Raw genomic sequence first — 14,176 nt, 5'->3', positions numbered from 1 at the left:
ATTGCCCTCCCTAACTCAACTATGACTACACTATTTATTTCCGACCTTCATCTTTCTCCCTCTCAGCCCCAAATAACGGATTGTTTCGTTAAGTTTATGCGCGAAGAAGCAGTTCACGCAGAAGCACTCTATGTGTTAGGCGATCTGTTTGAATTTTGGATTGGCGATGATGACCCCTCTGATTTTGCTCAAGCGATCAAAGCCGAATTCAAAACTCTCACTCAATCAGGTGTCTCCTGCTATTTCATCCAGGGAAATCGTGATTTTTTGCTTAACAGACGTTTTTGCAAAGAAACAGGGATAAAACTACTCGATGAACATAGCGTGATCGATCTTTATGGTCGCAAAACCGTGATCCTTCACGGCGATACGTTATGCACTGAAGATCACAAGTATCAAGCATTCAGAGCCAAGGTTCATATGCATTGGCTGCAGTGGATATTTAATCGGCTTCCATTCTTTACAAAACAGCATATCGTAAATAAAATCCAAGGCGATATTCGTGATGTAAAGGCGCAAAAATCGCTCGATATCATGGATGTCACTCAATCAGAAGTGGAAACACTGATGAAACAATGCGGAACCGACTTGATGATTCATGGTCATACACACCGACCTAATATTCACCAATTCGAGGTTGATAATAAGCCTTACACACGCATCGTACTTGGTGACTGGTACCAACAAGGATCTGTTTTGGTTTGTACACCAGAGTCGCAACATTTAGAAGTACGCCGTTTTGCTTAAAGCATGAGCCAAACCGCAGAAAATTCGACATATAATTAGTCAAGGACTGCAATAAAACGTTAAGATAGTCCAACGTTTTTGAGATCACGATGCAAAATTTGAAATACTCCTACATTGCTCGGCAACCTATTTTAAATAGCGAACAGAAGACTGTTGGCTATGAGTTGCTATTTAGAGACGGGCCGAACAATACCTTTCCAGATATCGATCCAGAACTGGCGACAAACCGTCTCCTGTCTGAGCACTTCCTTGCAACTCACTATAGTACTATTGGTGATAAGCTAGGTTTTGTTAACTTTCCGTACCAGAGTTTAGTGAATTTGGTCCCTACTCTATTCCCTAAAGATAACTTGGTGATCGAAATCTTAGAGAGTTGCGAGCCCACTGCGGAACTCCTCGCCGCGGTAAAGAAGATGTCGAAAGCAGGCTATACCATTGCACTTGATGACTTTGTGCCGCGTAAAGAATGGCTACCATTCTTGCCGTATACTTCGATTATCAAGATCGACATTCGCCAATATTCTTTGTCGAAAGCTGAGACTTTGATCGAGCGTCTCAAGGATCAAAACATCGTGTTTCTTGCGGAAAAGGTTGAAACCTATGAAGAGTTTGAGCTCGCAAAACAAGTTGGTTTCACCCAGTTTCAGGGCTACTTTTTTAGCCGTCCTCAGCTGATAAGAAGAAAACAGATCAAACCTTCCTTTTTGACTGTAGTTCAGCTTTGTAAAGAGATTTCAAACCCAAATATCAATTACGATGAGCTTGAGCGACTTATCTCTCTAGATGTCACGCTTTCATATAAGCTGCTCACATTTGTTAACGCCTCTTACCTGATACGAGCAGAGATAAAGTCATTTAAACAAGCTCTGGTCTATCTCGGCGAAGATCGCCTGAGAAAGTTCATTTCGTTAGTCGCAATCACTTCAACGCAAGACGATAAGCCTGACAGCTTATATAGCTTATCGATTCAGCGCGCCCGTTTTTGTGAATTATTGCTTAATGATATGAACACCAACTTGGATGATGGATTGGGTTTTCTGACTGGCATGTTCTCATTACTTGACTCGTTATTCGATCAACCTCTAGAAGAGTTGGTTCAAAAGATGCCAATTGATAATCTGGTTAAAAGTGCCCTTGTGACCAAACAAGGCACACTTGGAAAACTCTTAACCTTGGTGAAAGCTTATGAAGCGGCAGACTGGACGACGGTGATTGCCTGCAGAGATAAACTTGCTCTTAATGACGAGATGTTAGCTAAGTATTACGATGAAGCCATCAAATGGACCGAAGATCTATTAGCGATCGAAACGGAATATCACACCCACGCTTAACTTGGATTTTTTATGACATCATGCTATTGCGGTAACGATGCACCGTTTGAGTCGTGCTGCCTACCAATACACCAAGACGTTCGCAAGGCGAACAAGCCTGAACAGCTTATGCGCGCTCGGTTTAGTGCTCATAAGACCAAAAATGTCGACTTTGTTGTCGCCACCTATCACCCTAGCTGCGATGCCGAAGCCGAACGCAGTTCAATCGCAGATTCAATTAATAGCAATTGGACCAAGCTCAAGGTTACTGGTACTGAGAGCGGAACGAATGAGCATGAAGGTTTCGTGTCTTTTGAAGCTTATCTTGAAGAGGACGGCTTTGAATATTGTCTTACCGAACGATCTCGCTTCCTTTTTGAAGACGATCAATGGTATTACATCGATGGCGAGTTAGACGATTCTATTCCGCCTCGCCCACTCACCACGCAAGCGCTCAAGGTCGGTAGAAACGATCCATGCGTGTGTGGTAGCGGCAAGAAATACAAAAAGTGCTGCGGATAGGGGATCATAAGGGAAAGCGAATCAACTCACTTTCCCTTATTTCATACATTGGATTCGCTACGACTGAGCGCTGAACTGGAGTTAGCGTTCATACGCTTTAAACTGATTGGTTAAAGGATCATATTGATAACCCAGCATATCTAGCTTGCCAACGACCCCTTCTACATCCATTTCGTACATGCTAACAAGCTCTTCGAACGAATCACATTCTAAGCGAAGCTTTTCATTAACGATGCCCAATAAGATAATGCTATCAAAACGGCTCACGTTACTTAAATCCATAATCGTACTCCATAAAAAAAGCTAGCCTTTAAAGACTAGCCTTATTTAGTAAAATAGAAAGTGACCTAAGTGGCAGATTACGCCAGCCAATAGAGTTGCAACAACCCGACGTTAGTAACCATTAAACTAAGAAAAGCGATCGTCAATTGACCTTTGGTTGGCGTGCTATGACGAATGATGTGCCAACTCCAGATAACTATTCCGACCACCAGCATCACCAATGAACTAACCACAGCAGACGTGTATTGAGTCACGATTTCTGGTTCCCACTGGTAAGCATTTACGACAAAGCTCACCGCAAGAAGCATTGAAAAGATCACCCCAGAGACAGGCAAAATACGATGAAACGCCTGTAAGCGGGTTCTCGCGATAGTCAAAAGCAGGTGAGCAAAAGCCGTACCTAGCAGTAGGCCAGAACAGACTAGAGAAAGAGACTGAGCTAAATTTGGCTGTTGAGCAACAATGATACCCGCAAACGCAATACTGAAACCATTGGCTAAATGCACTACCCAAAAAGGGCCTTTCTCTCGCGTTTTGCCAGTTTTAACTTGGGAATAGAAGTAAAACACCGCGAATACCACAAGAAACGCCTCAACTTTTAATGATGCGATTGCTAACCACAAAATTCCGATAGCTGGAAACAACTTGTGGATACGTCCGCGTTGACCAGGGCAAATATCACCTTTTGCCAGTATTAGGGTCAGGATAAGCAGAGCTACCGTTAAAGCAGGCGCTAGAAGGGTTAAAACAGCGGTAATCATGGTTTGACATTCAAAGTGGTAATTGATGGCGCTGATAATATATCAGGTAACCCTCGAATGCTATTCACATTGAAAAACCACAATTTCTTTGGGCTTTGAAGTCATCAACGTAGGGGTATATAATGCCCGCCTCCAAAACTAGAGGTTAAAATATGTACAACGACGTTTCCCCAATCCATGAGCATAAAAAATACTGGGCCGAGTGCTTCGGTGTGGCTCGTTTTCTGCCAACCAGCAGGAAAGAAATGGATGCCCTTGGTTGGGACAGCTGCGACATCATCATTGTCACTGGTGATGCCTACGTCGATCACCCTAGTTTTGGCATGGCGATCATCGGACGCTTATTAGAAGCGCAAGGCTTTCGTGTCGGCATTATTGCCCAACCAGATTGGAGCAATAAAAACGACTTCATGAAGCTTGGTCAACCGAATCTGTTTTTCGGTATTACTGCAGGTAACATGGACTCGATGATAAACCGCTATACTGCCGATCGTAAGCTACGCCATGATGACGCGTACACGCCGAACAACGAAGGCGGGAAAAGACCCGATCGTGCAACACTTGTTTATTCACAGCGTTGTCGTGAAGCTTATAAAGAGACCCCCATTGTCTTGGGTGGTATCGAAGCAAGTTTGCGCCGAATTGCGCACTATGACTATTGGTCTGATAAAGTGCGCCGCTCTGTGTTATTTGATGCTAAAGCGGATATTTTGCTGTTTGGTAATGCCGAGCGTGCCTTAGTTGAGGTCGCACACCGTCTTGCTGATGGAGAAGCTGTTAGCAACATGACCAATATTCGCGGGACGGCTGTTAACCTTCCAGCAGAACCAGAAAACTATACGATTATTGATTCTTCTCGCATTGAAAAACCGGGGAAAGCGTTCGTGCCTCAAAACCCGTACGAAGTAGAGTCAAATTGCGATACACAAAAGAAAGAGCCTGAAGCTAAGCCGATTACGATTCGCCCTTCTCGTCACGATGCAAAAACAACGGCAGTAAGACTGCCACCGTACGAGAAGCTTAACAACGACCGCATTTTGTACGCGCACGCTAGTCGCGTCATGCACCTTGAAACAAACCCTTATTCAGGTCGTGCTTTGATTCAAAAGCACGGTAATCGTGAGCTATGGGTAAACCAAGCCCCAATCCCACTGTCTACCGAAGAGATGGATTACGTATTCGGTCTACCTTATGCACGTGTACCACATCCTATGTACGGTAAGGCTAAGATCCCTGCCTATGACATGATCAAGACTTCTGTGAACATCATGCGTGGCTGTTTTGGTGGCTGCTCATTCTGTTCGATTACAGAGCACGAAGGCCGCATTATTCAAAACCGTTCGCAGGACTCAATTCTTAACGAACTTGAAGAGATTCGCGATAAAGTTCCAGGCTTCACGGGTACTATTTCTGATCTAGGTGGTCCAACAGCTAACATGTATCGTCTTGGCTGTTCAGATCCAAAAGCAGAAGCCAACTGTCGTCGTCCTTCTTGCGTCTTCCCTGGCATCTGTAACAAGCTCAATACTGACCACAAACACACTATTGACCTTTATCGTGCAGCTCGCAAAGTCAAAGGGGTCAAAAAGGTGATGATTGCATCGGGTGTTCGATACGACTTGGCAATAGAATCACCGGAATATGTGAAAGAGCTTGTTACGCATCACGTCGGTGGTTATTTGAAGATTGCTCCTGAGCATACCGAGAAGAATCCACTCGACTTAATGATGAAACCGGGCATGGGAGCTTACGACCGCTTCAAGGAGATGTTCCAAAAGTACAGTGAAGAGGCTGGTAAAAAACAATACCTCATTCCTTACTTTATCTCTGCGCACCCAGGTACTGAAGATGAAGATATGTTGAACCTCGCGTTGTGGTTGAAAAAGAACAACTACGAATGTGATCAGGTTCAGAACTTCTATCCATCGCCTATGTGTAATGCAACATCAATGTATTACTCAGAGACCAATCCACTCAAGCGTGTGAAGTATAAAAAACGTGAGGATGTACCTGTAGCCAAAGGCGATCGTCAACGTCGACTGCATAAAGCGTTGCTACGTTATCATGACCCAGCAAACTGGCCATTGATCCGAGAAGCATTAACGAGTATGGGTAAACAGTACTTGATTGGTGACAAACCGGGCTGCTTAGTCCCTGCAGAAGATCTAGACGCTAAAACGCCAGCCCAACGAAGAAAGTCAGGTCGACACGGTGCAAACAGATTTGCGACCAAACATACTAAAGGTCAACCAGATATCAGAACTGACGGCCAAAGGAATTCAGGTAAACGTCCGAAACCTAAGAGCAAATCAGGGCAACCATCTGGCAATGGAAAACCAACCAGAAGCCCTAAACGACGACCTCGTTAAGTCTGACGTCAATATAGAAAAGCGCCTCTCAATTTGAGAAGCGCTTTTTTTTATTTTGCGATAAGCCCCTAGAAATGCTAATAAGCCCATGAATTATTGACATTTATAGGTTTGGCACGGTCCATGCTCTGATACTTGAAACACACTCCCCCTTGATAAGGACTGCAAGATGGAACTACTAAGAGCAGAAACCAACAACCACACTTTGAAATTGGAACTTTATGGTGATTTTGATGCTCGAGGAAGCCGCGAAGCACAGCCTCAAATCGATGACATTATCCACAATGACTGGCACCAAGAGATAGAGGTTGACCTAAGTCAAGTCCGCTTTATGGATTCTTCAGGCATCGGTGCTATTGTTTATCTATATAAGCGTCTAGTTGAACGCGAACGCAAAATGCGTTTAGAGAACGTAACGGGACAACCGCTACAAATCATACAGTTGCTTCGAATTGGCCAAGCAATTCCTGTGAACACGCATGCGAGTAACGAATACCTGTAACACATAATTATACTAATTTGTTGGCAAAATAGGTGGTAACTACATGGATGTAAAAACGGGTGTAAAGCTATGCATTACCTGTCTCTCGGCATATCTCCTTTTAGCTTGTACAAGCTACCCCGATGAGGGAACAGGTGGTATTGCCGAGAACTATGCAGGTTCTGATTTTTCACCAGTAATGCCAGATGAACCGTTAGGACCAGAGCATGGTTTGAGATTCGACTGGAAGTTAGCCGCACTGCACCTAGATTCTCTGATTGAAGAAGGGGCACAATGGTGCTTCCCCGCTGCCGTTCTTCAGGCACAAGAAAAACAAAATCGCATCGCAAGAGAGTTAGAGGGCGGCCTATGGATTGACGCTGCTAACGACATCGTCATTCAACGTAAAAAGCTCAATGACTTAGAGCTGCGTCTCGACTACGTATTGAATGAGGCGACATGTGCGCCCCCTCTTAAAGGCAAGGATTTTGATGATCTAATGCAAGTGGTTAAGCGTGTCTACCAACTTCTTAATGTCGATAACCAGTTCGCGTATAACTCTGTCGAAGTTAATCCTAAATACATGGGTCATCTCGCGGAAGCAGCAAACATCCTTAAACAACATCCTACCATTCGCCTTTCCGTTACCGGACACGCCGATGCTACCGGAGGTACCGAATACAATGAAAAGATTGCGAAAGGGCGTGCCCAGCAAGTCAAGCGTTACCTAACTATATTTGGCCTAGCACCTGGACGTATCGAAACACACTCACTTGGTGAAGAACTGCCTCTCTATCAGGGGGACAGCCCAGGAGTTCGACTCACCAACCGAAGAGTCAGCATTGAAGTCATCGCGGATAAAAATAGCAATGCCACTCAAGGAGCGTTGTGATGAACCAAGCTAAAGTAATAGTACTACTATGCGTAACTGTTCTCTTCGCCTTATTTGCACCACTTTCCCTAGCTAACGAGAAGCAGGTACAAGTCGGAGACCTCATTCAAGTCGATTTGCCTGGCGAATCAAGCTTAAATAGGGGATTTCAGGTTGATAAACGCGGTCGAATTACACTACCAGAAGTTGGCCCTGTATTCGTTGCAGGCTATAACGAAGAACAGCTCACCACGGCGGTTAAGGGTGCGCTTGATAAAGTTTTTCGTGACACCTCAAACGTCCAAGTCTATGTATCAGAACGGCAAATACTGATTTCAGTGCAGGGCTATGTTGCCTCTCCCGGAGAATATACGCTTCCCTACAACTCAAATGTCCAAATGGCACTGCACGCCGCTGGCGGACTGCGCTCCGGAGCCCAGTTAAACAAAATGTTGTTAAAGCGTGGCGCAGATAGACAGGAATTCGACTATAAGCGCTTCCTTGACACCGGTGATGACAAAAACCTTCCCGCACTGCAATCTTTGGACACCTTATTTGTCCCAGCTTCCCCTTTAGTCGGTAATATTGAACAAGAGTTCGATCCGGCTAAACTTGCTGATTCTGGTGATAGTGCAGACTCACGCCAAGCCATTAAAGTATTTGGCGAAGTGAATGCACCCGGCTCTTTCTCCTATAAATCGAATAGCGACCTAGTTGATGTATTGATGCGAGCCGGTGGTGTTACGCGCTATGCGAGCGTGGAACAAATTAGAGTAATCAGCAATAACACCCCTACACTATTCAACCTAAAACGCTATTTAGACAGCGGTGATGTTTCCTTGTTACCTCCTCTACAAGCTGGAGCGACGATTTTTGTACCTAAACAAGAAGAGGAAATTAAATCTGGCTCCAATACTGTGTATGTCATGGGTGAAGTAGCCGCTCCCGGTGCTTTTGAGGGCAAAAAAGGCGCGACCTTTATGGATATCCTTGCCAATGCCGGAGGCCCAACACGATTTGCAGAGTCTAGACAGATTCGCGTAATAAAATCCGATGGCCGGGTAGTCCCTTTTGATATGACGGCGTATACCGAAGGCCTAAAAGGCAGCCAAGCACCAAAAATTGAGCCTGGCGATGCTATCTTTGTACCAGAGAAAACCGATATCAACGAGAAATCGTGGCTTAAAGTGTCCCCAGACCGGGCAGTCAACGTTATCGGTGAAGTGGTTCGTCCTGGTCGAATTGAGTGGTCAGACGAAATGGATCTGATGGACTTACTGGCGCATGTTGGAGGCCCTAGCGGTCGCGCTGACACCTCAAAAATCGAAGTCGCTAACGGCAATAAAATGGTGGTATTTGATCTTGATGCCTTCATAAAACGAGGCGCGCCTCAATCAGAGCTGCCTTACATTTCAGCTGGCGCTATTGTCCGTGTTCATGATTTACCACAAGATCCATCGGATAACAAAGCTCAGTGGGTAAGACAAAGCTCCGATGCCTCCATCTACGTGTTCGGCCAAGTCAATGCTCCGGGCCGTTATCGATTCACGGACGATATGCATTTTCTTGATATTTTATCTGCGGCAGACGGACCAACTAAAGACGCGGACATTCACAACATTCGCGTGACTCACCGAGACAAGCCTTATTCGAAAGTAAGCAAGCTCAATCTCTCGCTTTACTTTGAGACCGGTGATGAGTCCATTATTCCACTGGTTAAGCGCGGAGATACGATTTATGTCCCAGAGAAAAACCGTAACTGGTTAGATACGCCTAAAGAGAAAACCATTCGCATATTAGGTGCTGTCAATAACCCCGGACGATACGTGTTTAACGACAATATGACAATTCTTGACGTTTTAGCAGAGGCAGGAGGACCAAGTGATAGAGCTTATGTAGAGAAGATTAGCGTCGTCAACATGTCTTGCTGCCAAGGACAAGCAAGAACCTTTGATCTGGTGGAGTTCAGTAAAACTGCTGATATCAAAATGTTACCCGTGATTCGCGCAGGCGATACTATTTATATCCCGGACCGCCGTAATAGCTTTGCAGAACAAGCTCGACTGGGCTTAACCGATATCTTCAGGATCGTCTCGACGATCGCTGTAATAGAAGCGCTATAATGTCTATTCCCGCGACTCATGCTGAAATTGAAGAGCTTTATCTCAATGCAGAATTGAAGCAATGCCGCTCAATCAGTATTACAGCCTGCAACAGCCAAGAAGGCACCTCTTCGATAGCGCAAGCTTTGACTGAGCGCTACCTTCTTGCTGGTCATAAAACACTGTTGGTCGACCTCAATCTATACCACCCAAGTCTGATGAGCATAGAACTGTCTGATGTTCCCTCTCTTTCATCAGAACTCACGCCGAAGAACAGCCACTGGGTGCAAGATAAAAACTCCCCAAAAGTGTTTCTTGGGGTATCCGCACCTAGCGATCCACGAACTCGTTTGTTGTATAAGGACCCAACCAACTTAAGGCAACAAGTTGCGGAATGGCTAACTCAATACGATCGAGTTGTTATTGATACTTCACCTATCCTAAACGTTAATCAAAACAACATCCCAGCGCACTGTGTCGCTAACGCATGTGATGGTACTTATTTGGTTGTGCTAAGCGGGGTCACGCTCACCAACCAAGTAGCCGATGCAGTTCAGGCATTACAAGAAGGTACCCACACCCACTTATTGGGAACCGTACTTAACTACCGGGATCAACCTTCACTAGCAAGTGAGATTTGCCGCGAGATTGATCGTCTGGGTTGGTTACCTTCCAAAATAACATCGTGGGCTAAGAAGAAAGTGATCAGCAATAGATTCCTGTCGTTGCCTATTTGACACTCTTTTGCGCAAATTCTTTATATTCAGCGCGTTAGACAGTAATTTACTAAAAATCGTCGTTATTTGTACTATCCTTTAATCAGCAGTGATATTAAACAAGGAAGTAAATATGACACCGAAAGTGCTCCTTATTGAAGACTCTTCTTCACTCGCAGTACTTTATAAACAGTTTTTGCAGAACGAGCCCTACGAATTATTGCATGTGGCTACCGGCGCGGAAGCAAAGCGTCTGTTAGAACGAACCTTGCCTTCATTGATAATCCTAGATCTGCAATTGCCCGATATGCAGGGAGACGAGATCCTTGAATGGATGGAAGAAAAAAACCTGCAGATTCCGGTTATCGTCGCTACCGCACATGGCAGTGTAGATACTGCCGTCAAGCTTATTCAAAAAGGCGCGAAAGACTTCCTTGAAAAACCAATTCGAGCTGACCGCTTAAAAACGTCCGTCAACATTCATCTAAAGCAAGTTCAATTGGAAACTATGCTCGATGATATTCAACAGCAGATGGAACGTGAACGATTTCATGATTTTATTGGCGCCAGTATTCCCATGCAAGGTGTATACAAAATTATCGATGCAGTAGCGGATACCAACGCCAGCGTGTTTATTATTGGTGAAAGTGGCACCGGTAAAGAGGTTTGCGCCAACGCCATTCACAACGAAAGCGAACGTCGAGAGCAGCCTTTTATTGCCATAAACTGTGGCGCTATTCCTAAAGATTTAATGGAAAGCGAAGTTTTTGGACATGTCAAAGGCGCATTTACAGGGGCGACAACGGATCGTAAGGGCGCTGCGTCACTTGCACACGGCGGTACTTTGTTCCTGGACGAATTGTGCGAAATGGACTTAGAAATGCAGAAGAAACTTCTGCGCTTTTTGCAAACTGGCACGTTTACACCACTAGGTGCAACCAAAGAACAAAAAGTAGATGTTCGCATTATTTGCGCGACGAACCGTGACCCATTAGCTGAAGTAAAAGAAGGTCGTTTCCGTGAAGACCTTTATTATCGCGTGCATGTAGTTCCAATTCATATGCCGCCACTGCGTGAGCGAGACCGTGACATCGTCACTCTGGCAGAACACTTCTTGAAAGGTTACGCGAAGCAAGATAAACGCCGTTTTGAATCCATTTCCAAAGAAGCACAGCGTTATCTCAAACGATATGACTGGCCTGGGAACGTTCGACAGTTGCAAAACGTAATACGTAACATTGTGGTTCTTAACGATGACAAATCTTTGGGCGTTAATCATCTGCCCGCCGAAATGGTCCAAACAAGACCAGCAACAGTTGTTCGTCCTAGCACCCCACAAAGTCTGCTCTCAGTGGTACAACATCCAACGCCAGAAAACACCGTTGACCACAATATGGTAGAGACGGTCCAAATGGCCGCCGTGCAACCTCAGCCTGACAGTGATACTGAGCCTAGAACACCTAACATTCGTCCTATGTGGCAGGTTGAGCGAGAAACCATACAGCAGGCTATCGATTTTTGTGATGGCAATGTGCTCAATGCGGCCGTGCTTCTAGAATTAAGCCCATCCACTGTCTACCGAAAAAACAAGCTTGGGAGGCAGAAGACAGTGCCTCGTAGCAAGCGGGTTTGGCTACTGTTAGACAGTAGTACTTTTGGCGGTATAGAGACGCACGTCCTTGAGCTAGCAAAAGGCTTGATTGCCTTTAAGCAAAACGTAAAAGTTGTATTTTTAACGTCGCATAAACCTACGCCGCCACTCATTGCGCAGCTTCAAACCGCTAATATTGATACCACTATATTGGATGTCGACTATCCGCATCACTCTATTTGGCTGAGGCTAAACAAAGCCATTGACAAAGCGGCTTCGCAAAACCAAAAACCCACTGTTATTCATGCACATGGCTACAAAGCGAACATACTACTTCGCTTATCTCGCCTTTGCGGTGCGACATCTGCAATTAACATAGTATCGACTTTTCATGCTGGTGAAACACCGATCGGAAAAGTTCGCTGGTACGACGCTGTAGATCGAGTCAGTGCCATAGTCAGTCATAAGCGGATTTGTGTAAGTCGCGCGATCCAAGGCAAAGTTCCTTATTCTAGTGTACTGGTCAATAACTTTGTCCCACAAACTGAGTTTCTTGAATCCACAAATCAAAACGTAGCGTTCGTAGGGCGATTAAGTCCAGAAAAAGGCCCTGACACTTTTCTAGATATCGCAAATCGGTTTCCTCGCAATGCCTTTCATGTTTATGGCTCTGGTGATATGGAGCTAGAGTTAAAACAACAAAATTCACCTAACGTCACTTTCCATGGCCACCAAAAAGAGATGGCCCGTGTATGGCCTGACATCGATGTATTACTCATCACCTCGAAGTATGAAGGGCTGCCCATGGCTGCGTTAGAGGCGATGTCTCGTGGCATTCCACTTATTAGCTTTAAACTGGGCGAACTGCCTAGCATGATAGACTCGGGGATCAATGGATGGATCGTTGACAGTAACCAGGAGATGTATGACGCGCTAAAGCACTGGTTTTCACTCTCCCCCGCTGAAAAAGCGCAAGTAAAGCTTAACGCGCAACAAACGATAGAACAGAACTACTCCACCAAAGTCATCATTCCCCAAGTACTCTCCATTTATGGTTTTGGCGACGCCGTAACCCAGTAACACCTATCATTAAGCTGTCATTGTGATTCCTATATTGAGAATTCCATTATCAAGTACAACCGCACCTGAAGAGTTTCATCCTTAACTATTTGTAATATAAGGAGTTAGTAACGTGGCATCTTACTTGCTCTAAACATATCTATTACGCAAATTGATGGGCTATCCCTCGAGATAGTTATTCATCTCAATCAGGCCTTAGATATGACCAAACAATGCCAAAAACATATTGTAGTCTTCGATGCTTATTCCACTAAAGACAACGATACTTTAGCGTTGCACTCTTTGCTGCGTCAGCTCGGTAATGAAAGTGTGCAGATAAGCGTCTTAGCCGCGAAAGCCAGTCATTGGACACGACTGAAAGACTACGAAATCCCGTTGCAGATATACTCACTCCCTTTCCCTATTGACTCTAAAGAGCGGTTATCAATTACTGATTGGTTCAAAAGCTTCTGCCAGCTTTGTTACTGTCTCTACTTCTTAACAACACTCCCAAAGGTGCATGTGATGCTATCGTTTTCTCAGCCTCAAATGGCCCTCCCAGTCTACCGGTTGAGAGTGTGTTGGGGCTATGCGCTCGTTCACTTGGTTTATTCAAAACTCTATGACTCTGCCACAAACCTGTGGTGCCTAACAAAAGCCACGAAAGTTTTCTACCTAGCTGGTACTGAAGAATTAAACAGACATCTGCGACAACAAAACAACACGTTGAAAGATGAAAACTGGCAAAGCTTCCAAAGTGGTATCACAATCGCTGATTGGCCAACCGTAAGAAAAACCGCAGACTCGAGAATTTTCTGGGCAGGAGACCTTAATCAAGATCATATCGAGCACCTCTTAACTGCGGTGGCACAAGTTCCTCGGCCTATTGACGGAGATATCTGTTACTACTCTCGATCATTACTGAAATCAGCTGATAAAAGCACCTCTATCCCCCGCCCAATTAAAGGGCTACATTGGTATCAGGGCTGGCGAAATATCGATGAAATAAGACAGCAATGCAGTATTTTTGTATCAACTGCGCCTGATGAATCGGCTAACCTGTTAATTTTAGAAGCGATGGCTGCGGGCATGTGCCCTATTATTCCGAGGGACAATGGATATTGGGGTCGAGTGTTATCAGACGGTTACAGCTGTCTGAAATATAATGGCAATGAACCCAGTTCTCTCGCAAAAGTTCTCCACCATTGTTACAAAGACCCCTTCTCAAGGGATGAGATTGCCGTCGAAGCGATGAAGGTTGCTCAGTGTTACGATGCTGAGAAGAGTTATCGCCCAATCACTACTTACGTACTCGCTACATGCAATTCCATTCTTGAGTTGGAGCTTAGTCATGACTAGCGTCGA

12 protein-coding genes and 1 pseudogene are annotated in these 14,176 nt (G+C 45.0%); 11 read left to right on the top strand and 2 right to left on the bottom strand.

Annotated elements, in window-relative coordinates:
• Positions 1-21: 21 nt before the first annotated feature.
• The 3 genes from lpxH to L2W36_RS04705 all read left to right on the top strand — a co-directional run bounded on the left by lpxH (position 22) and on the right by L2W36_RS04705 (position 2,579).
• Positions 22-747, top strand: a complete 726-nt coding sequence (lpxH, locus tag L2W36_RS04715; protein WP_236109453.1) for a UDP-2,3-diacylglucosamine diphosphatase — start codon at positions 22-24, stop codon at positions 745-747.
• Between the two features lie 98 nt (positions 748-845).
• Positions 846-2,078, top strand: coding sequence for an EAL and HDOD domain-containing protein (locus L2W36_RS04710; RefSeq protein WP_236109533.1), 1,233 nt, complete (start codon positions 846-848; stop codon positions 2,076-2,078).
• A gap of 12 nt (positions 2,079-2,090) precedes the next feature.
• Positions 2,091-2,579 (top strand): YchJ family metal-binding protein, encoded by a 489-nt coding sequence (locus L2W36_RS04705; protein ID WP_236109452.1) that lies wholly within the window; start codon positions 2,091-2,093, stop codon positions 2,577-2,579.
• 81 nt (positions 2,580-2,660) lie between these two features.
• On the opposite strand, the gene L2W36_RS04700 is transcribed toward L2W36_RS04705, so the two are convergent.
• Together L2W36_RS04700 and L2W36_RS04695 are read right to left on the bottom strand one after the other, a co-directional pair.
• Complete coding sequence (locus L2W36_RS04700; RefSeq protein WP_006074412.1) at positions 2,661-2,861, bottom strand: DUF4250 domain-containing protein; 201 nt, start codon at positions 2,859-2,861, stop codon at positions 2,661-2,663.
• A 77-nt stretch (positions 2,862-2,938) separates the two neighbouring features.
• On the bottom strand, positions 2,939-3,622 hold the full coding sequence (locus tag L2W36_RS04695; RefSeq protein WP_038225976.1) for a hypothetical protein: 684 nt from the start codon (positions 3,620-3,622) through the stop codon (positions 2,939-2,941).
• A 152-nt stretch (positions 3,623-3,774) separates the two neighbouring features.
• Here L2W36_RS04695 and L2W36_RS04690 point away from each other — a divergent pair, with 152 nt between their 5' ends.
• From L2W36_RS04690 to L2W36_RS04655, 8 genes and pseudogenes are all read left to right on the top strand, one after another.
• Entirely contained in the window at positions 3,775-5,991 is a 2,217-nt protein-coding gene (locus tag L2W36_RS04690; RefSeq protein WP_236109451.1) for a YgiQ family radical SAM protein, read from the top strand.
• Between the two features lie 169 nt (positions 5,992-6,160).
• Positions 6,161-6,493, top strand: a complete 333-nt coding sequence (locus L2W36_RS04685) for an STAS domain-containing protein (RefSeq protein WP_006074409.1) — start codon at positions 6,161-6,163, stop codon at positions 6,491-6,493.
• Between the two features lie 43 nt (positions 6,494-6,536).
• On the top strand, positions 6,537-7,364 hold the full coding sequence (locus tag L2W36_RS04680; RefSeq protein ID WP_236109450.1) for an OmpA family protein: 828 nt from the start codon (positions 6,537-6,539) through the stop codon (positions 7,362-7,364).
• Entirely contained in the window at positions 7,364-9,466 is a 2,103-nt protein-coding gene (locus L2W36_RS04675) for an SLBB domain-containing protein (protein WP_236109449.1), read from the top strand. The genes L2W36_RS04680 and L2W36_RS04675 overlap by 1 nt, the downstream gene beginning before the upstream one ends.
• Positions 9,466-10,182: a CpsD/CapB family tyrosine-protein kinase gene (locus L2W36_RS04670; RefSeq protein ID WP_236109448.1), complete on the top strand. Its 717-nt coding sequence runs from the start codon at positions 9,466-9,468 to the stop codon at positions 10,180-10,182. Before L2W36_RS04675 ends, L2W36_RS04670 begins: the two co-directional genes overlap by 1 nt.
• A gap of 112 nt (positions 10,183-10,294) precedes the next feature.
• A pseudogene (locus tag L2W36_RS04665) lies at positions 10,295-11,781 on the top strand (sigma-54-dependent transcriptional regulator).
• Positions 11,771-12,832: a glycosyltransferase family 4 protein gene (locus L2W36_RS04660; protein ID WP_236109447.1), complete on the top strand. Its 1,062-nt coding sequence runs from the start codon at positions 11,771-11,773 to the stop codon at positions 12,830-12,832. The pseudogene L2W36_RS04665 and the gene L2W36_RS04660 overlap by 11 nt, the downstream one beginning before the upstream one ends.
• A 201-nt stretch (positions 12,833-13,033) precedes the next feature.
• On the top strand, positions 13,034-14,170 hold the full coding sequence (locus tag L2W36_RS04655; protein ID WP_236109446.1) for a glycosyltransferase: 1,137 nt from the start codon (positions 13,034-13,036) through the stop codon (positions 14,168-14,170).
• The last annotated feature ends 6 nt before the right edge of the window (positions 14,171-14,176 follow it).

This window comes from Vibrio sp. McD22-P3 (genome assembly GCF_021568915.1).
GTDB classification, from domain to species: domain Bacteria; phylum Pseudomonadota; class Gammaproteobacteria; order Enterobacterales; family Vibrionaceae; genus Vibrio; species Vibrio mediterranei.
This window is presented reverse-complemented; position numbering and strand designations above follow the sequence as displayed.